Annotated in this window: 17 protein-coding genes and 1 pseudogene; 7 read left to right on the top strand and 11 right to left on the bottom strand. The window is 56.0% G+C overall.

Features of this window, described 5'->3' with window-relative positions:
- Window positions 1–5 precede the first annotated feature (5 nt).
- From CA54_RS18030 to CA54_RS18020, 3 genes are all read right to left on the bottom strand, one after another.
- Window positions 6–1,445 carry a sigma-54 interaction domain-containing protein gene (locus tag CA54_RS18030; protein ID WP_231963101.1) on the bottom strand — a complete coding sequence of 480 codons (1,440 nt, stop codon included), beginning with the start codon at window positions 1,443–1,445 and terminating at the stop codon, window positions 6–8.
- Window positions 1,446–1,743: 298 nt separating this feature from the next.
- Window positions 1,744–2,637, bottom strand: a complete 894-nt coding sequence (locus tag CA54_RS18025; protein ID WP_146372192.1) for a hypothetical protein — start codon at window positions 2,635–2,637, stop codon at window positions 1,744–1,746.
- A gap of 127 nt (window positions 2,638–2,764) precedes the next feature.
- Window positions 2,765–4,018: an ornithine cyclodeaminase gene (locus CA54_RS18020; RefSeq protein ID WP_146372191.1), complete on the bottom strand. Its 1,254-nt coding sequence runs from the start codon at window positions 4,016–4,018 to the stop codon at window positions 2,765–2,767.
- Window positions 4,019–4,299: 281 nt separating this feature from the next.
- On the opposite strand from CA54_RS18020, the gene proS reads away from it, so the two are divergent.
- Both proS and CA54_RS18010 read left to right on the top strand, forming a co-directional pair.
- Entirely contained in the window at window positions 4,300–5,817 is a 1,518-nt protein-coding gene (proS, locus tag CA54_RS18015) for a proline--tRNA ligase (protein ID WP_146372190.1), read from the top strand.
- 75 nt (window positions 5,818–5,892) lie between these two features.
- Entirely contained in the window at window positions 5,893–6,777 is an 885-nt protein-coding gene (locus tag CA54_RS18010) for a hypothetical protein (protein WP_146372189.1), read from the top strand.
- A 173-nt stretch (window positions 6,778–6,950) separates the two neighbouring features.
- Here the strand turns inward: CA54_RS18010 and CA54_RS18005 are convergent, their stop codons facing one another.
- Both CA54_RS18005 and CA54_RS18000 read right to left on the bottom strand, forming a co-directional pair.
- A complete protein-coding gene (locus CA54_RS18005; RefSeq protein ID WP_146372188.1) occupies window positions 6,951–7,376 on the bottom strand; it encodes a secondary thiamine-phosphate synthase enzyme YjbQ in 426 nt (141 codons plus the stop codon).
- Window positions 7,377–7,712: 336 nt separating this feature from the next.
- Window positions 7,713–9,233: a hypothetical protein gene (locus CA54_RS18000; RefSeq protein WP_146372187.1), complete on the bottom strand. Its 1,521-nt coding sequence runs from the start codon at window positions 9,231–9,233 to the stop codon at window positions 7,713–7,715.
- Between the two features lie 251 nt (window positions 9,234–9,484).
- Between CA54_RS18000 and CA54_RS17995 the strand changes: the two genes are divergently transcribed.
- From CA54_RS17995 to CA54_RS17985, 3 genes are all read left to right on the top strand, one after another.
- A complete protein-coding gene (locus CA54_RS17995; RefSeq protein WP_146372186.1) occupies window positions 9,485–10,351 on the top strand; it encodes an NAD(P)H-hydrate dehydratase in 867 nt (288 codons plus the stop codon).
- 186 nt (window positions 10,352–10,537) lie between these two features.
- The gene (locus CA54_RS17990; RefSeq protein WP_146372185.1) at window positions 10,538–10,885 is read left to right on the top strand and encodes a hypothetical protein; all 348 of its coding nucleotides are present in this window, start codon (window positions 10,538–10,540) and stop codon (window positions 10,883–10,885) included.
- A gap of 108 nt (window positions 10,886–10,993) precedes the next feature.
- Window positions 10,994–12,961 (top strand): hypothetical protein, encoded by a 1,968-nt coding sequence (locus CA54_RS17985; protein WP_146372184.1) that lies wholly within the window; start codon window positions 10,994–10,996, stop codon window positions 12,959–12,961.
- Between the two features lie 173 nt (window positions 12,962–13,134).
- Here the strand turns inward: CA54_RS17985 and CA54_RS17980 are convergent.
- The 4 genes and pseudogenes from CA54_RS17980 to CA54_RS17960 all read right to left on the bottom strand — a co-directional run.
- Window positions 13,135–13,575 (bottom strand): annotated as a pseudogene (locus tag CA54_RS17980) (calcium-binding protein); the annotation flags it as partial.
- A gap of 15 nt (window positions 13,576–13,590) precedes the next feature.
- Window positions 13,591–13,860, bottom strand: coding sequence for a calcium-binding protein (locus tag CA54_RS17970; protein WP_197532543.1), 270 nt, complete (start codon window positions 13,858–13,860; stop codon window positions 13,591–13,593).
- Window positions 13,861–13,920: 60 nt separating this feature from the next.
- Entirely contained in the window at window positions 13,921–14,082 is a 162-nt protein-coding gene (locus tag CA54_RS17965; RefSeq protein WP_231963100.1) for a hypothetical protein, read from the bottom strand.
- A gap of 75 nt (window positions 14,083–14,157) precedes the next feature.
- Window positions 14,158–15,102, bottom strand: coding sequence for a calcium-binding protein (locus tag CA54_RS17960; RefSeq protein ID WP_197532542.1), 945 nt, complete (start codon window positions 15,100–15,102; stop codon window positions 14,158–14,160).
- 483 nt (window positions 15,103–15,585) lie between these two features.
- On the opposite strand from CA54_RS17960, the gene recJ reads away from it, so the two are divergent.
- Both recJ and CA54_RS17950 read left to right on the top strand, forming a co-directional pair.
- Window positions 15,586–17,385 (top strand): single-stranded-DNA-specific exonuclease RecJ, encoded by a 1,800-nt coding sequence (recJ, locus tag CA54_RS17955; protein WP_146372179.1) that lies wholly within the window; start codon window positions 15,586–15,588, stop codon window positions 17,383–17,385.
- A gap of 109 nt (window positions 17,386–17,494) precedes the next feature.
- Window positions 17,495–18,172, top strand: coding sequence for a protein-L-isoaspartate(D-aspartate) O-methyltransferase (locus CA54_RS17950; protein ID WP_146372178.1), 678 nt, complete (start codon window positions 17,495–17,497; stop codon window positions 18,170–18,172).
- A 29-nt stretch (window positions 18,173–18,201) separates the two neighbouring features.
- Here the strand turns inward: CA54_RS17950 and CA54_RS17945 are convergent, their stop codons facing one another.
- Together CA54_RS17945 and CA54_RS17940 are read right to left on the bottom strand one after the other, a co-directional pair.
- Entirely contained in the window at window positions 18,202–19,305 is a 1,104-nt protein-coding gene (locus CA54_RS17945; RefSeq protein ID WP_146372433.1) for an HD domain-containing protein, read from the bottom strand.
- A gap of 188 nt (window positions 19,306–19,493) precedes the next feature.
- Entirely contained in the window at window positions 19,494–19,991 is a 498-nt protein-coding gene (locus tag CA54_RS17940) for a hypothetical protein (RefSeq protein WP_146372177.1), read from the bottom strand.
- Between the last annotated feature and the right edge of the window lie 26 nt (window positions 19,992–20,017).

The raw sequence follows: 20,017 nt of genomic DNA, 5'->3' as shown, positions 1-20,017 counted from the left end.
GTTGTTTACATTGTGATGCCGTATTTTTTCATTTTGTTGTACAGCGTCACACGGCTGATGCCGAGGTCTTTGGCGGTTTGTGTGCGGCTGTGGCTGTTGCGTAACAGGGCGTGCTCGATGACTTCCTGTTCGGTAGATGCCACTTGACGTTCCAACGATTCGGCGGGCGGCAGGTTGAGCTGCGGCGACCGGGTTGCTCCGTTGGTTTTCGCCGGCTCATTACTGGGACCGGCGATTCCGGCTGTGATGTGCGACGGCAAATGCTCCGTGCGCAGGTGCCCGTCGCGACAGTAGATTACCGCTCGTTGGATCACATGCTCTAACTCGCGCACGTTCCCTGGCCAAGGATAGGCCAACAACGATTCGTATAACCGATCGTCCGTTGATTCAATTTTCACGCCATGTTTTTCCGTGAACCTTTTCACAAAGCGTTCGGCCAACGGTAGGACGTCGGACGTCCGTTGACGCAGCGGTAGAATATCGAACTTCAACATATTCAAACGGTAATACAGGTCAGGGCGAAATCGTCCCTGCTCGACGAGGGGTTGAAGCTCTAAATTGCTGGCAACAATAATACGGGCTTGTGACTGCAAAGTTTGATTGCTACCGACCGGTTCGAATTGCCCGGATTCGATCACCCGTAACAACTTGACTTGCTGTTCCAACCCCAACACGTCGATTTCGTCCAATAGAATCGTTCCGTTGCCGGCGGCGAGGAACTTGCCGTCTTTGTTCGCGTGCGCACTCGTAAAGGCGCCTTTGACGTGGCCGAACAATTCGCTCTCGATGAGATCATTCGGCAGCGCTCCACAAGCGACAGTCATTAACGGTTCATCACGACGGGGAGAGGCTTCGTGAATCAACTTGGACAAGTGCGTTTTGCCTGCGCCGGTCTCACCGATCAGCATCACGGTGACGTCGTATTCAGCGGCGATTTGGAGATCGACCAACATGCGACGCATGGCCGGGGTCTTTGTTTCGAATTGCCGCGACAAGCAGTCCGAAGCTTGGGGCGGCTTTGGAAGTTCTTCAGCCGCAGGTGATTCTTCAGCCGGCGACGGCGATGGCTCTGCATCGCCTTGATGGCCGAAATGCTCCGCCAATTGCGAGATTTTGTCGTACGCCACCAAACGCACCGAAGGTCCGCAGGCGACCAAGCGTTGAATTGGTTCTGGAACATTTTGGTCGGTGAGCAAAACAGTATTCAACTGTCCGTAATTCCCTAGCAACTCTTCCAGAAATGCGGCTTGGGCATGCCCGCCACCTTCGACCAAACGGAGATCGGCAATAAGTCCCTCTGGATCTGCTTCGGCCAAATAGGCCAACACTGCTGAGGAGCTATCGCACACTTCGACGTTAAAAATGTCGCCAAATTCTTGAACGACATCCGCTACGAAACTACTGTCAGGGGTCAATAATAGGATTTGGGGTCGACGTGTGATCATGAACTGGCCCGACGAAAAAGGAGGTGAATCTAGTCCCATTCTTCCATGATGGCCTTCCAACGAATGTGGGGGCAACCTCTTCTGTACAAATACAGTGCCAAAGTGTAAAGAAATTTAAACTGGCCTGCATAACTGTCATAGCAGAAATAGATTACGGCTTTTCCGCAGCCGAAAAACACGCGCGCGCTATGTTGCAGAATCACCCGAGGCAAGTGATAAAGTGTTGCCGAAACTCAACAGGCGTCGCAATCCGCAAACTTCGTTCCATCAAGTCAACTGAAGTGTGCAATCATGCGCGCTAAGCAGATGAATCGTTGCCTAGACGTAGCTGCCGATCGATCCATGCCTCATCCACAAATCGTCGCAGCAGCCATCGCAAAGATCGCTCCATAGCAGCCAACTCAGACGTCGTGGGCGGTGCATCGGAATTGTCGACTGACGTGACGCCGATGAGACTCATGCGCAGTGAGAGTTGATCGCCCTGAGCCATGAGGTTGAGTCGATCAAGCACGCGCTTGCTCCAGACGATGCCGAATTGATCGCGAAATTCAATCCACACACGGTCCAGCGGTACGCGGACGGCATAGGTCGGCCGCGCCACATACGTCGCCCACCAAATCGCCGCAATTAGGATCAGCGTTGCCAGGAGACGACATAGATCCGTCTCGGGTAACCAGGAAAACTCAGCGGACGCCGTCGGTGCGACCACCAACAGCAATGCCCCGGCTGTGAGTGCTGCCGCGATCGTGAATCTTGTTCCCAAATAATTTCCCAGCCCCATCACAACAACGAAGGCATACCCCACGACCATCGGTGTTTGCAGTAAGAATTCACCGTTGGCGAGAGTTTGAGAACCGGTGGCAGCCGCAGGCCAGCCGAACACGAGCAGGAAGGGCAACACGATAAACCAACTCCAAACGCGCGTGACCGGTCGCTGCGCGCCGAGTACGGCAATCGCCGGGCAGAGCATCAACAGTGCTGCGGCATACCAGACAAGTTGCACGATGCCGCGGTGCGTTTCAGCGGCTAATATTTGACCCGCTGCGGCAACCATCCAGACCGTTAAACCGACTCCCCCCCACCGCCAGGCGGAGATCAAAGTCGTGCGTTGCACAGCTGTGCGAGCCCGCCAATAGGGAATGCAAGTCGACGCGATCGCAATGAGGCTGAGGTATTCGATGAGGCGTTCCACGTGGTTGTGTCTCTAATAGCCTGCTCAATAAGCGAGTGCTTGGATACCACTTAACTTGGGGGTTGTGTGCCACTGGCAAAGCCAGTGGCACACCGAATTTGTGGCTGCCCTCAAAAATAGCCGCCGCTTACTTGTTGTGCAATTCATTCACCAGCACGCGTAAAAACGGCTCGACGTCGGTTACCAAGCCGACCGTTTGGAATGAGCCGCGATCCGAGAGTTTCGTAACCGTGGCTGGGTTAATATCGACGCAGACGACTTTCACCCGTGCGGGAAGTAGATTGCCGACAGCGATCGAGTGCAATGTCGTGGCGATCATCAAACAAAATGTCACATCATGTATCAGTTCCCGCATCCGTTGCTGAGCGACGAGTGTATCGGTGATCACCTCCGGCAATGGACCGTCATCACGAATACTGCCGGCTAAGACATAGGGGATGTCGTGTTGCACGCATTCGTACATGATGCCGCTTTTCAGACTGCCATTCTCAACAGCCGCCTTGATTCCCCCCGCACGACGAATGGCGTTGATCGAGCGGAGGTGATGTTCGTGTCCTTCGTCCATCACGTTGCCTTGCTCCATCGAAATTCCCAAACTGGTGCCGAAAAGCGACTGCTCGATATCGTGCGTTGCCAACGCATTGCCGGCGAACAGCAGGTCGACATAGCCTTCGCGAATGAGCGTGCTGAAATGGTCGCTGCTACCGGTATGCACAATCGCCGGTCCGCCCACGACGAGAATTTTTCCCTCACCGCGTTGGGCTTTACGCATTTCAGCAGCGACGTCGCGAACGAGAATCCCCTTTGGTTTTTCGCTGGAGACGGCGCTGTTCATGAAAGCAAAGGCCCCATTCGCCGACAATTCCCGCTTGAGTGGTTTCACACGGACCCCCAAACGGCCTACGACGATCCGGTCTCCCTTGGCCACTTGGCACATCGGCAGACAGTCGGCTGCGTCGCCAGCGGCGTTGATGCGGAGACCGCAGTCCATTTCTTGTGGGGAGACGTCAATCCAAGTGCCGTCGAGGCGCACTTGAGTGTCTTGATTGGTCGTGCAATAAAACCCGCTCGGGAACGCTCCGTCGATGTCGGCTTCGACGATCGTGCAGTCCTGTTGGTGCACCGGAACGGCACCGTGTTGACCGATGGAGGTGAGAATCGTTTCCAACAATTCGGCCGTTTCGGCACTGACCTTTAAGGTTGCCGAACTCGGATCGGCGCGCCGCTGTCCTATATCAATCTGCTTGATTTCAAACGTACCGCCCAACGTGGTGATTTCGTCAAGAATCTTCGGCAAGATCAGACTGTCCACGATGTGCCCTTCGAGCAACACGTCCTCGACAAACGTGGCTGCGGAGTCGCTCGCTGATTCGTCACTCATGATGTCGTCCGATTCGATTATTTTTACCAGTGTGGGAAAAACTACAGTGTGAGAAAACCGGTCCTCAACGCGACGCTTTCACGTCGTCGCCAATGCCGCTAACATACTGAACCATGTTCAGTAAAGTTCCGCCGTCTCGCGCGACCCGAATTGTACGTTTCGCACGGAATGGGATCAACGTGGATGATTCTCGGTCGCAAACTCGGTCTAAGAACCAGAGAGACTGTGCGAGCGAGTCGTGAACCGGTTTTTAGCGATCATTAACAAGACAGTGACGGACCATGGCCAAACAGAAAAAGACAGCGATTACTCCGACGCGGGAAGCGGATTATCCGGAGTGGTACCAGCAGGTGATCAAAGCGGCCGATTTGGCGGAACTCTCGCCGGTCCGCGGATGCATGGTGGTCAAACCATGGGGTTGGGGCATCTGGGAGAACATGCAACGTGTACTGGACGGCAAGTTCAAGGAGACGGGGCACGAGAACGCTTATTTCCCGCTGTTCATTCCGATGAGCTACCTCGAAAAAGAAGCTGAGCACGTTGAAGGCTTTGCCAAAGAATGTGCCGTCGTTACGCACCACCGCTTGGAACCGGATCCCGAGGGCGGTCTGCGTCCGGCGGGGAAGCTCGACGAACCGTTGATCGTACGTCCCACCAGCGAGACGATCATTGGCGAAATGTATGCCCGCTGGGTCCAGTCGTATCGCGACTTACCGATCTTGATCAATCAATGGGCCAATGTCGTCCGTTGGGAATTGCGGCCACGGATGTTTCTGCGAACGGCCGAATTTCTGTGGCAGGAAGGACACACAGCGCACGCCACCGAGGCTGAAGCTCGTGAGGAAACCGAGCAAATGCTGCATGTGTACGCCGACTTTGCTGAAAACTATATGGCGATGCCGGTTATCCGCGGTGAAAAAACCGCAGCGGAACGTTTCCCCGGAGCTGTCTCGACGCTCACCATCGAAGCCATGATGCAGGACCGCAAAGCGCTGCAATCGGGGACGTCGCACTTTTTGGGACAGAACTTCTCAAAAGCGCAAGGCATCAAATTCCAAAATCAAACCGGCGACGAGGAATTCGCTTGGACGACCTCCTGGGGAGTCTCGACGCGTTTGATCGGTGCTTTGATCATGACTCATAGCGACGACGACGGACTGGTACTGCCGCCGCGATTGGCACCGGCGCATGTCGTTGTGCTGCCGATTTATCGTAGCGACGAGGAACGCCAAAAGGTGCTCGCCTATTGCGAGAAACTCAAACAGGAGTTGGAAGCTCAGTCCTATGGCGGTGAGCCGGTTCGTGTGCGGATGGACGACCGGGATCTTCGTGGCGGCGAAAAGAACTGGCAGCACATCAAAAAAGGAGTTCCGCTGCGAGCCGAAGTCGGTCCACGTGATATCGAAAACAACTCGGTCTTTCTCGCCCGGCGCGATACAGGCGAGAAAGTCGGTATACCGCGGAACGAACTCCTGGGAACTGTCGGCGATATTCTGGGAGAAATCCAAGACGGCCTGTTTCAACGGGCGTTGGAATTGCGCGAACAGAATACACGGACGATCGACAATTTGGACGAATTCCGCGAATACTTCACGCCCAAGAAGGCCAACAAGCCGGAAATCCATGGTGGATTTGCGTTGTGCTACTTCGTCGATGAAGACCCTGCTGTGGAAGCGGAGTTGAAAAAGTTGAAAGTGACCGCCCGTTGTATTCCCTTGGATCAAGACGGCGAATCAGGGCAATGTCTGTTCACCGGAAAACCAACCACGACTCGCGCAGTGTTTGCTAAGGCATACTAAATTTCCCCGAGTCTTACGGCACCTTTCGGAAATTCGACCAACCCATCCTGTTGTTCTCGAGCGAAAAAACAGACAATGCTCGACGTGGCGATCATCGGCCTCGACTCGGCCTGGGAAACGACGTATCAACCGGCTTTGCAAGTGCTGCGCGACCGGATGCGAATCCGCGTCGTCTGGGATGCTGTCGCCACGCGCGCCGAACAAGCTGCTTCGGAATTCCAAGCAATCCCCTGCGCGGGAATTCACCGCGCCGTCGCCCTGCCCTCCGTCCGGGCGGTGTTGGTACTGGGGGATGCGTGGTGCCATGACGCGTTGCTGTCATTTCTGATGCAAAACGACAAACCCAGTTTTGTCGCAGATGGCACGCCCCTGCTGCGGGCAAGGGCGATCAACGATTTTACCAACAAAGACGTCCGCACGCCCATGATCGTGCCAGAACTTTCGTTGCGATATACACCGGCAACCAGTCGTTTGCGAGAATTGATGGCGACACGACTGGGCGCCGCCCGGGAGATCAACGTCCAAGTCGAATGCCCTGCCAACAGCGACCTGATGCAATCACGGTTACCGTTGATTGATTGGTGCCGGTATCTAGTAGGCAAGCAGGCCGTCACCCAAAGCGCCACGAACGAAACCTTACAGCTGGAATTCCCCCCGTCCCGTTCCCAGTCCGAGACGGCACTGGCCCGCATCACGCTGGTCGAGACTTCGACCGTTGCTCAGAACGTTTCCCAGTTCACAGCCACGATTCAATGTGAACGGGGGACCGCCAAGCTGCGCGGCACGCAGGAAATCACGTGGACGGACACCGAGGATCGACGCACCGAGATCCTGGAGGGTGAACGCGACGGCATGGTCGTGCTCCTCGACCTCTTCTGTCGCCGCGTAATGGGCGGACTAGTCCCCATCCCCACCATCGACGACCTCATCACGTCTGCTAATCTGGCGAAAGAAGCTTGATGGTGCGCAAGCTTATTTAGCCACAGATGAAACACAGATTGAACACAGATAAAAATAGAATGAAAACAGTTTACCGTTGATTGTTAGGGCGACGGTAATCAACGCTGTTTTCTAATTTCAATCTGTGTTTGATCTGTGTTCAATCCGTGGCTACGAAAACCTAACGCGTCGATTCAGTCCCATTCGCCTTGCAGCGTGAGCACCAGTCGACGTGAAGTGGCGTGGTCGCGGTGTTCACACAGGTAGATGCCTTGCCAAGTGCCCAGGCAAAGCTGGCCGCTGCTGACAGGGATTGTCAATGTGTTGCCCAGTAACGAGGCTTTGATGTGGGCCGGCATGTCGTCGGGGCCTTCGCAGGTGTGCACATACGGCCACGATTCGGGGGCGATTTTATTGAACGCCATTTCCAAATCGACCGGCACATCGGGATCGGCGTTTTCGTTGATCGATATCGAGGCGGACGTGTGCTGAATAAATACGTTCAGCAATCCGGCACGGACGTCCGCCAAATCAGGAATCGCCGCCACGACCTGCCGCGTCACCAAATGAAACCCCCGCGGCGCGGCCGGGAGCGTGAGCTGGTATTGTCGTATTTCCATAATGCACTCGTTGATAATTAAAAAACGCTAGCTTAATTTCAAATCTAACCAACCAGAACACATCGCTGCAACACGTTTAACCTGAAGGGGTTTGACATCATAGCCCAGGATAAGCGGCAACGCCGCGCCACCCTGGGAAACAGTCCGTTTTAAACGCCCGAACCCTGAAGGGGTTCGACATCTCGAACGCCGCCGTTTATTTGGCAATCCCACGGTTGAGCAACCCCTTCAGGGTTGTGTTTGGTTTCTCTCCGTGACCCAGGGTGCGCTCACTACGTTCGCGACCCTGGGCTATGATGTATCACGCCTTCGGCGTTTCTTTTGCGAGTCGCCCCACTACTCCCGAAATGCGAAGCTAAACAACTCCGCGTCCCGCAAATGAAATCGTAGGCAAATCGGTTCTCCCGTCAGTGAGGCGAGCGTTTCTTTGGAAAAACCGACGTCGGCTCGCAGTTCATCTCCTTGAAATGGTTTGGGGCGGGAATAGTCCGACAGCGGGCGGCCGTGCACGTCGCACAACTCGACGATCACCATCCCTTTGCCGCGTGTGCGGGCGTTGATCTCTAATTTCGATCCGGTGAATTGGATCGGCACCGTCGTCAGCACCCCACCAGCAGCGGGACCATCGGCCGAGACAAAGCGGTCCAGCTTCCAGGTGGCCAGTCCGATACTGCCGGTGAACTCACTCATCCTCCCGGTCCCCTCCGCACGATACAAACAGGGCGTCCCGTGCGTATAGTTCGCGCCGCCATAATACAGTCGGATTTCGTCGCCAACACGTATCGCTTCGGATGGCGTGGTGAAGAATCCGCTGTCCCACTCCCCCACCCTGCCCCGTGGAACGCATGGGGTGCGAAAGGGGCGTTCCCAATTCACCAAGTCCCGCGTGACCGCCAGTTGTAACTCGCCCGGTCCTTCGTGATTGCCATAACGCGCATTGTTGTTCACGGTGAAGACCCACGGAAAACCGAGCGTGCAACTCTCCGCTTGATACACGCCGACACCGTAGAATTCCGTCCGCATCAATTCAGGATCGTCTGGCTGGTCCAAGATGGGACGCACTTCTTCAATCCGAGCTAATGATCCCGCGTCGTCGCGCAGATCGGGTTTCAATATGTAATACGGCACGGTCCATTTCAAAAAATCGTCGCTGGTACTCAGGGCAAAACAGCGGCGGACCTGCGTGCCGACCTTGGTGCTATGTTTGGGAAGGGCGACATATTTTTTGCGGACATGATCGTAATAAGCGGTCAGCACGTCGCTCGACCGACAAATCGGCTCTTGGCTCTGGCGGGTCCAGTTCAAGCCGTCGGGCGAAGTGTAGGTGTGCGGGCCGCCGGCCGGTTTGGGTTCGTTGATCCAACAGACCATTTTGTAGCGTCGCGCGGGATCGGGATCGTTGTTGTCCTTCATCACGCTGGCCAACAGGGCGTTGGAGACGACGTTGGTCTTGCGGCCATCCTTGGCGGGGAGCGTGCCGACCAGCGGTTTTTCCCAGGTGATGCCATCTTTGCTGGTCGCGTAGCAAGTCACGTAATGGTCATAACTTTCCGTCGGCATCCCCAGATACCACATCTTGAAGAGCTGTTCCTCGTTGTCGAATAATACGTTTCCATAGATCTCAATCCGCCATCCTTCCCAAGGCTGATCGGCGCGAATCAGAGGATTCTGGGAATGTTTCTCCCCAGGATGCAGCGTGAACGCCACGTTTTTCGCATCGCGGACCAGGACTTGATCCACGAACAATTGTGCGCGATTTCCAACGTCAAACGGCGAGTCAGCTGCGCGGGCTACAAGTGCCGGCGCAGCGAGAGTATTGAGCAAAACGGCAGCGAACAACAGCGGGCGAATCGGCACGACGGCACTCCAGTGGAATCCAGGTGAATCAACAGCAACGGCCAATCGATTGTCAGGCCCCTTTGGCCGGTTGTCAACGCGACCGCACGTTCGCCGCTTTCCACAATTCCAGTGCGCATGTTAGGATGAACACCAAAGCCGTAGGGCAGGCTCCCGCCTGCCAGGATTCAAGCGGTGCGTACCTCTCCAAAAACGGCAGGCGGGAGCCTGCCCTACCAATTGACAGAACACCATCCAACCGGGACAGACCGATGGCTCTTGAGCGTGTAACTGAATTACCGGAACTTCCTGCACGCAAGACCGACTCACACAAAGGGTCCTTCGGCCGCGTGTTGTTGATCGCCGGCAGTCGGGGGATGAGTGGAGCGGCGTGTTTGAGTGGAATGGGTGCGCTGCGCGGCGGCGCGGGGCTGGTGTTTGTGGCAGTCCCCAGCGGGATTGTGTCGATTGTGGCCGGCAGGGAACCGTCGTATTTGAACATCCCGCTTCCCGAAGATGAAGCGGGGCGTTTGCATGCATCCGCGACCGAAACACTTCAGGACGAAGTGACCAAACCGGATGTGATCGCTATCGGCCCTGGCTGCGGTCAGTCCCAGGCAGTCACTGATATTGTGACGTGGCTGTATCGCGACATCGACAAACCGCTGGTCGTTGACGCCGACGGGTTAAATGCCCTATCGACGCTGGATACCTTGCCGCCCGCTGCAGGGCCACGAATCTTGACGCCGCACCCTGGGGAATTCGCCAGGCTGACAAGAACGGACATCAAAACCGTGCAACAGGCGCGGGAAGAAATGGCGACCGAATTCGCAGCAGCGCATGGCTGTGTGGTGCTATTAAAAGGAGCCGGAACGATCATCACCGATGGCCACCGCGTTGCCGTGAACAGCACAGGCAACAGCGGCATGGCCACCGGCGGTTCGGGAGACGTTTTGACCGGCCTGATCGCGGCGTTGTTAGCGCAAGGCCTGCCGGTCTTTGAAGCGGCACAACTCGCCGCGCATCTGCATGGACTGGCGGGTGATTTGGCTGCCGCTGAGTTGAGTGAGCCGGGGTTAATTGCTTCGGATTTACCGCGGTATTTGCCAGCGGCGTGGTTGCGGGTGTTGGCTAAGTGAATCGTTCATAACGACTGCCAGTCTGCTGTGGACATATTGGAGGCACCCATGAAGAGCGTCGTTGTGACGATAATGATTGCCCTACCTGCAATCATCGTAATCCTCCCCTTGGCGATTTATGTCTATTCTGTGTGGATCCAAAAGCAAACGGACGCCCGAATTCGACGCGCAGGAGGACCTCGCACGTTGAGCGAAATCAAAGCGGCGATTGGCCAGAGGCCGTATTCGCTGGTGAGTATCCCGAATGAGTCGGGCAAACCTGAAGTTTGGATCTGCCTGTGTGACGTTGGACCGTGTGACATACTAGAGGTCGCAGATCAGACGAGATCGCAAAGAGATGACGTCCGCAAAGCCGTTGAGGGTCTATTCAATGAGTTTCAGAAGAAACTTGAAACGGTGGAAAGCAAAATGAACTTAGACTTCAAGGGAGACAGGTTACACCCTGTGCCGTTTTCTGGCGGTACGCTGGACTACCTGGAGGATCACATTGGCTTTCCTGCCATTCGAAAAATCGACTTGTGCCTGATCAATTAAAGCGAGCGGTTCAAATTCCAGCCCGCCAATGGTAATGTCGAACTTAGTTTGGCAATTGCTACAGGGGCTTGCCTGTCCTCCGTTAGTAAACAATCCAGGACACTCGCAATGACGCTCGAAACAATTCGCTTCACTCTCCTCAGTTGGCCGTTGTCCGTGTTTTGCGTAGGCATGATTGGGTCCGCCATTCTAGCGGACGAGCCGCGTAACTCATCACACAAAATGCCGCCCATTCGCTTAAGCGCGCGGCACGTCGGGGAATATGCGGCTGTCCCCTGGTCAGAACCGGGAGCGCCGATCGCGCCGGGATCGCGCGAGGATCGTGTGCGCGATCTCAATCTCGGCGTTTCCTCAGTGAACCTCACCGATGATATGTCGGACGCCTTTCTCAGCTCGTGGGCGACGCGTGCGCGTTGGGCGAGGGAACAAGACAAAGCATTCCTGCCCCGCATCTATTTTTGGGACGGGACCGACCGCTTCAAGGGTCCGCTACGAGATATCGAGGTGTATTGGAAGCGGTTGGACACGTTTCTGGCCGCCATGAATTTGCAGGACTTTGCGGGGATCGTGCTGGCGGAGGAGAACATTCACTACGCGGGACGCCCGGAGGTCCTCAGAGAATTGTATCGACGCGTCAAAGAGAAATACGACGTCGCCGTTTGGCAATGGTGGTCGCCCATGAGCTCAGTTCCTTCGTCGGGCGGCTGGATTCCAGCCGATGGATGGGTCATCGATCTCTATTTCCTGTCGCAACCCACGTTTCGCCGGATGGTACGCAAGTACCTGATCGCCGGCGTCCCCTTGGTCGTCATGCCCTGGGCTGCGCAAATGGACCTCAACAAGGAAATGACCGAAGGCGAGTGGGCCGTCAATACGGCGCAGTTGGACACGGCGGTGGAGTTCAATTTGCCGGTGGCGTTTTTCTGGATATATGGCACGAGCGCCAATTTCGGCGGCAATCGCGGAGAACCGCAAACGGAGATGGATCGGATTAACCACTGGGTGTGGGATCACATTGAGCGCGTCCACAAACTGCCGTACGATTTCATGGGATTCGACTCGGCCGATTTGGGAACAGGTGATCTGCTGGAGATCGGACCGACGGTAGGAGATCGACTGGTGTTTGGTGATGGGTTTGCCAACGAGAAGTGCATTGATACCGCGTCGATGACCGGATTTCGAAACTTCGTCATGGATGGGGAGACATTGGCCGTTCGCGGATTCCGCGGCCGCGATATCAACAGTACGCTGGAGTACCGTTTCCAAGGCGATCTCCTGGCGCAGCAACCCACAGTAAGTCTCGACGTGATTGCCAAGCCTGAATTGAATGGGAAAGTCGAACTGGCATTATCCGCGGATGGGAACAATTGGATAACCGCCACTTCCGAATTCAAGGATGGGGTGCAACAACTCAAGCTGGCATCCTCCGCAGAGAGTGAATTCGCACACCTCCGCGATTTTCGCGTGCGGGTCCGCATCACGGGAAAGTCGTCGCCCGATGAATCGCCCTCGGTGCGGATCGATAATTTACGAATCGAAGCGGGCTTGACTGCACCGGAGGAAAAGCTGGTTCGCCTAAAGCCCACCGACAACGCCGGCAGCCACCTGGAATATGACGAACAGTTTCTCTCACAAAAATACCGCTGGCTCGCCAACTTGACCAACGAATCGCACATCGAATGGTCGAATGGACAAATCGGCGTCCGCATGCGTCCGGGCGGATCAGCAGGGATACTGGTCTGGAAAGTCACTAACGCCGATCCGTTGCGGAATATTAGAGTGCAAGTCGAGGGGCACGCCAATCCGATTCACCTGGGGACGAATCACTACGTCGATATATCGACCGATGGCGAGCATTGGAGCCACGAAGTGAATACGACCGGAAAACCGGGCGACGTGAACGGCTGGGTCAAGGAACACCTGACGATCGATGCCAGCGGTGATCCCGAGTTCCAAGGCGTGCGCGAATTCTACGTGCGCATCCGCATGAACGCCCAGAGCTACTCGAAGGAACACCCGAACCTATCCAGCGTCATCCGTCGTCTGCTCATCAGCGCCGAAACGACCGAGGAATAGTGGCTGCGATCGACCACAAGTGCTTTCGTCTCAAGGACTCGAAGAAGGTTGCGTGGACAATCGGGCTCTTTGATTCAACCAGTGAGCGAGCAAGCTGCGCAGGCCCCGTTTCGCGTTGGCAATTTTGGCCCTGGATCAGCAAATGCGACCGGCGGGACGCTGATCGACATTGTTTACGTATAACGGTCACCGGCGAGACCGTTGAAGTCGTAGATCGTTTCTTCTTGGTAGCCGATCATGAACGGGCGATAGCCGTAGGAGGCGCCGAAGTGCCAATACTGCTTAAACGTGTCAGCTCCGGTGCCGCCCCACATATGGTCGCGGGAGCCGTCGGCACCACCGTTGAGGTAATCATTGCCGTCTTGCCCCTTGATGTAGTCCGTGCCCTGTTCGCCGTATAGGTGATCGACACCCAAGTTGCCCAGTAAGGTGTCGTTGCCATATCCACCCTTCAAGAGGTCGTTGCCTTGGCCACCCGCCAACCAATCGTTACCCTCCAAGCCTATGATGAGGTCGTCACCGTTTTCCCCAAACAACTTGTCATTGCCCTCTTGGCCGGAAATCGCATCGTTGCCGGCGCGGCCCCAAATTCGATCGATGCCGGCACCGCCAAAGAAATAATCGTCGTCTTAGCCGCCATAAATGCGATCGTCACCCGTCCCCCCTTTCACAAGGTCTGCGCCACGATTGCCGCGGATCGAGTCATTGCCCGCGTCGCCGACGCGATAGTCGTCGCCGCGATTACCGTAGATCGTGTCGTCGCCATCCTTGCCGAAGATACTGTCGTTGCCGTCGCCGCCGAAGATTTCGGAGATCTTTTCGGTACTGTTGTAAATCACTTCGTCGCTGCCGGCACCGCGAATACGGATGAAGTGGATATCATCAGAATTGAACCTCACATGCCGCGACTCGACCCAGCCGGTCCCTTCGACGAATTCATACGCCTTGACGTGGATTGTCTACCTGCTGTCGTCATAATAAACACTCAGCTTGTCGCGATCGGCAGAGCCGATGACCTCCAAATTGGAACCGTCCTGATAAATGTCGACACTACCCGCCATCAGCCTGCGTTCTTCGACCTGCTCCAGTGACAATGTCCGCAGTTGCCACTTTGTCGCCAACGGTAGATTCGACGAAAATTGCTCATATCGTTCCATTGTTATTGATTGAATTCAAGTATGCAGATTGAAAAAATCTCACGCGTACCGGTCGCCGGCGAAGCCGTTGAAGTCGTAGATCGTCTCTTCCGAATAACCGATCACAAACGGGCGGTTGCTGTTGGCGGAACCAAAGTGCCAGTATTGTTCGAACGTATCGGCTCCCGTGCCACCCCACAGGTAGTCACGTTTGCCGTCGGCACCACCGTCTAGGTAGTCATTGCCGTCTTGACCTTTGAGGTAATCGGTGCCTGCTTCGCCCTTCAAGCGGTCGTCGCCCGAGTTCCCCAACAAAGTGTCATTGCCGTTGCCGCCTTTCAAAAGGTCGTCACCGTGGTCGCCCGCCAACCAGTCGTTGCCGCCCATACCGAACAGACTGTCGTTACCGGCTTCGCCGTAGAGCTTGTCGTTCCCATCGTGGCCGATCAGTGCGTCGTTGCCGTCGCGACCTTTGATCGTGTCATTCCCGGCGGCACCCATCAAAATGTCGTCACCCCGGCCACCGACCACATAGTCATTACCCGTACCGGCATCAACAACATCGTTACCCTTGTTACCTTTGATGTAGTCATTGCCGTCGTCACCGCGGAGATAGTCGTCACCGCTGTTGCCATAGATCGTGTCGTCGCCATCTTTACCGTAGATCGAGTCTTTGCCGCCGCCGCCGTAGATCCAATCATCGCCTGCACCGCCAAAAATCTCCGATTGTTTTTCCGTGCTGTTGTAAATCACATCGTCACTGCCGGCACCGCGGATGCGGATGAAAGAGATATCATCTGCGTCAAATTCCCGATGCTGCGACTCAACCCAATTGCCGCCGACATACTCATAGGCCCTGACGTGGATAGTCTGCCCGCTGTCGTCGTAGTGCACGCTCAATTTATCGCGGTCCGCGGTACCGATGACTTCCAGGTTCGCGCCGTCGAGATGAATGTCGACACTGCCCGCCATCAGTCGGCGGTCTTCCAAGTTTTCAAAATTCATGGAACGTATGTTGTTACGGTGCGTGCGGTGAGACATAGAACGTCCTTTGGTGGGAAGAATAGTTGGAGCGTCTACTGCGGAAAACCACCGGCAATTGCCAAGCGTTTGCGTATCGCGTGAGAACCGTGGGATTGAGAAAGCCACCGTGAGAGAGCATGTGGCCAAACTGCGTTCACCTGGAGGATCACAACTCCTCCAGAAAACCGGGCACGTTTTCTTCCGTTTTCCATAAAACAACCACAAGCTGTTACCTGCATGACACTTAAGACGTCTCAGAAATTGTATGATTCTCTCCCGCGAGCCTCGGAGGTCCCCGCGAATCAATTTCACCCCCCTTTGACTCTCAACCCCCGCTTTGTTGTAATAACCCCATAATCAACAACAAAGAGAAGGCACAGCGACCAACGAGAGCGGCAGAGGGTTCTCGAGCGGAAGCTCGCACAAAGCGGCTGTGCCGCCGCATGGATGAAATGAGGGCGTGGGATGGGACGGGTTTGGCGTTTTGCGCCCTATGATCAAGCAGCGGCGCGGCAATTGAGCGGCACCACACAACTTTCGCCGTTGGCCGCTCAGGTGCTATACGGGCGCGGCTACGAAACCGCTGAAGCGGCCCGCGGTTTCTTGGATGCGAAGTTGTCGGATCTGCATCCCCCCGAAGCGCTTCCGGGTGTTCCAGAAGCGACTGATCGAATTCTCAAAGCCATCAGCGAGAACCGTCGCATCACGATTTACGGTGATTACGACGTCGACGGCGTGACGGCGACCAGCTTGTTGTGGCATTGTCTAAAACTGGCCGGCGCGGATGTGCATTATTATGTGCCGCATCGCCTGGAAGAGGGATACGGCCTGAATTGCGAAGCGCTCAAATCGATTCATGACGATGCACCCCATTCGCTCGTCGTGACGGTCGATTGCGGCATTGCCAGCGTTGAAGAGGCGGCCTATGCCCGTGAGTTGGGACTGGAATTGATCGTCACCGACCACCATCAATTCGCCAATTCACTGCCCGAGGCCGCTTGCCTGGTCCATCCTCGTCTGCCGGAAACTGATTATCCGTTTGGTGATCTGTGCGGCGCGGGTGTTGCGTTCAAATTGGCTTGGGCGATTTGCAAACGGCTGGGGGATGGCAAAAATGCTTCGCCGCGAATGCGGGAATTCCTGCTGGATGCCGTGGGGTTGACCGCTATCGGGACCATCGCCGACGTTGTCCCACTGGTGGGCGAAAATCGTGTGATCGTAAGGTATGGATTAAACAGCCTACTGGATCGCGCCAATATCGGTCTCAAGGCGCTGATGCATATTAGCGAACTGAATAACAATCGTCTGCTCGATGCCGAGGATATCGGCTTTGGTCTCGCCCCCCGTATCAATGCCGCTGGAAGGCTGGGGCAAGCGCGGTTAGCGGTCGAATTGCTCACGACTGATAAGACAGATCGCGCGGTCGCTTTGGCGGATTACTTGAATCAACAAAACGAAATGCGAAAAACCGTCGAACGGCGGATGCTCAAGCAGGCCAAGGAACAGGTCACGGCAAATCCTGACTGGGATAATGCCCCCGCACTCGTTCTGGCCGATCCCGATTGGCATGCGGGTGTAATTGGCATTGTCGCCGGGCGGGTTGCCAGCCACTTTGCGCGGCCGGCAATTATGATTTCAATCAACAAACAGGACCAAACCGGCCAAGGCTCCGCCCGCACGTTTGCCGGATTCGATCTGCATGCAGGATTGAGTTCCGCATCGGAGCATCTGATCAAATTTGGAGGGCATCAGGCTGCCGCTGGATTACGGATTCATGCCGATAACCTCGACGATTTCCGCGCTGCCTTTTGCAATTACGTTTCCGGGAACCACGAAGTCACCGAGCGGGATTTGGAAATCGACATCGACGCCGAAGTCCGTTTAGCAGACCTCACGCACCGCGCGGTGACCGAACTTGATAAGCTCGGCCCGTTCGGACAAGGCAATCCGCGTCCCGTGCTGGCCTGCACCAAAGTTGAACTGACCGAACCGCCGCGAAAAATGGGAGGCGGAGATCGCCATCTCTCGCTGCGCGTCCGACAATATGGCCGCGTTATGCGGGGGGTCTCGTTCGGCAACGGAGAGTGGGCCGATGAAATGGCCAAAGTCAACGGGCCAATTTCGATCTGCTTCAAACCCACCATCAACCGTTTTCGCGGCCAAGAAAATGTCGAGTTCCATTTAGTCGACTGGCGCGCAGAAGCAGAAGAGGCCGCTGCAGCGCCGACCACAGAGGCGGTCGCACAGAAGTCCGCCAGTAGATGAAAATGCCCCCAGGGTGGCGAGGCTTTGCCGCTTCCCTTGGGCTATGATGTTCAACCCCTTCGGGGTATTTTTTTCGACACTCAGGCGTCTTTGATTGAGCTGTGAACTGATGAATCTGGAATCCAGTCGGCAAGCATTGATCACCACGCTCAAGCGAGATGGGATTTCTAGCCAAGCCGTTTTGGAGGCAATCGCCGAGACACCGCGTGAGCGGTTTATGCCTGAAACCGTTCGCAACAAAGCGTACGAGAATATCGCTCTGCCCATCGGCGACGGGCAAACCATCAGTCAGCCCTATATTGTGGCCTTGATGACACAGGCGTTAGAATTAACCGGCCGCGAAAAAGTGCTGGAGATCGGCACCGGTAGCGGATATCAGGCGGCGATCCTTGCTCAATTGTGCCGCGAGGTGGTCACTATCGAACGCATCGCCAACCTCTCCCGCCATGCGCAGGTCGTGCTCGATTCATTGGGCTACGACAACATCGAGTACCACGTCGCCGACGGCACATTGGGGTATCCCGACGCAGGCCCCTACGACGGCATCCTGGTCACTGCCACCGCCCCCAAACTCCCGCAAGCGTTGTGCGAACAACTCACCCTCGGCGGCCGCATGGTCATCCCGCTGGGTGAAGAGAAGGTGCAGGAACTGAAACTCATCACCCGCGGCACCGAAGGTTTGCGGGTGAAGAAACTGTGCAACGTGCGGTTTGTACCGTTGATCGGCGAACAGGGTTGGGACGACGGTGAATCCCCCGGTGAATCCCCCGGTGAATCCGAGGACTGATGAGACATGCATTGCACGCCGTTTGATGGCTACCCGCACATCGCCGACAGCTCGCGCAAATAATCCAGTGCTTCGTCGACATCCGGAGCATCGTAGGCCGGTTCGCGGCCGGCATCGTCGCACTCCTCCAATAGCATCAGTTCTTCGAAATCCTCCGAGGCTTCTAAGCGGCGACGGGCGCGGGCGCCGATGCTGCCGTCAGCGACCGCATGCGCTTCCATGTGATGCTCGATCAGCCAAGCGGTCCGCGGCGTGATGTAATCGGCCAGTGCTTCCAGCCCTGCGGACACATGGTCGTCAGGATCGATCCCCTTACCCACGTCATGCAACAGTGCCGCCAGCAGAAACTCTTCGTCGTAGGGACGTTCTTCGCGGGCGATATCGAAGACCTGCAAGCTGTGGTATAGCACGTCCCCCTCGGGATGGTATTTTTTGGACTGCTTCACCTGCTCCAACGGGACGAGCAGCATCTCGTAAATCTGAAAGCGATCGACCCGTTCCTCCACCTCGGCCACCGCTTCGTCGAGATCCAAACTGGGATACTCCACAGCAAGAAACAGTTCCAACTCCGCAATACTGGCCCGCTCGATGGCTTTGCCGGTCACGGAACTTTTGAAGACGTAATGCGCCTGCTTCGACGCATAGATCGTTAGTTCAAAGTGAAACTGGTCGTGGAAATGCAGGTGATTGAAGACCCGCTCCTCGCCATGCTTGCGGACCTGCTTGCGCTCCAGGTCGTGTGGAATACCTTCTTCGCGCAGCACCGCTACGACCGCCTCGACGCTGTCGGAAAAGATATGGATGTCGATATCCGACCCGCGCCGCACATGACCGGTCATTACGCTGCCGATGAGCCGAGGGCGGAACCGCTCCAACAGCCGCATGACTCTCAAGGCGGCGACGCGCATCTCGCGGAGGTTGGCGGTCCGCTGGTCCCCCTCATGCATACGGGCGAAGCTTTGAATGGCTTCGCGGATTTCGGCATTGCTGGGCAAGTCGCGGGGCTTAACCCAGCCGCGACACAACTTGCGACCCGCCTTCATTTTGGCGGTGTAATATTCGGATTCTTGCCGGGAATACATCAGACGGGCCGCTTCATAAGCGATTTCCCGTCGCAGCTTGTCGCTGGGCATTGGTGCAGGCGCGACCATGTTTTCGCGCCGGGGATCTGGGGATGAGTAGGCAGTAGACAGAGGGCAGTAAAAAAAGTGGCCGGTGGCCAGTGGTCAGTGGCCAGAGGTTGGCTCATTGTGGCCAAACGGCGTAGGTGCGCCAACCCTACAGCCTTTGGTCTATAGCCTAATCCCTCAAGCCTCACGTCTCACGCCTGTTGCCCGGGAACTGAATCGACTAGGTCTTGGACTAGTTTGACCAGTACCTCGTGCGTGCAGTGCATGTCGATTTGTTCGCGGCCGGATTGGCCGGCTTGGGAGCGGAAGCGTTGTAGGCTGACGCCGCTGGGGGCGTGGAGGACTGCTTCGTAAAAGACCGTGTCGCCATCCTGCTTGCCGGGCGGCGTGGAACGGACGAGGACTTTTTTCTGCTTTTCGTCCTTTTCGAGAGCGCCCATGTTTTCCAGCAGATAGGTGAGTCGATTGCAGATATCGTCAGCCCATTCTTGAACCTTATCGAAGGCGACGTTTTCCAGGCGATCGGCCTGCAGCCGCAATTCGCGAATCGAGCAACTCATGCGGTCCACGACCGTAAAGTCGACTTCCACGCGAACATCTTGGGAGGTCCAGATGGCGCAAGTCGGCTGTTCGGAGGAATATCCGTGCAAGCTTGTCAGCGATTTTAAGACTTTAGTGGAGAGGGTCATGATGACACCATTGGATAACGAATATG

The sequence above is a fragment of the Symmachiella macrocystis genome, assembly GCF_007860075.1.
Taxonomy (GTDB): Bacteria; Planctomycetota; Planctomycetia; order Planctomycetales; family Planctomycetaceae; genus Symmachiella; species Symmachiella macrocystis.
Note: the sequence above shows the minus strand (reverse complement) of the source record. Positions and strands in the feature narration are given on the sequence as shown.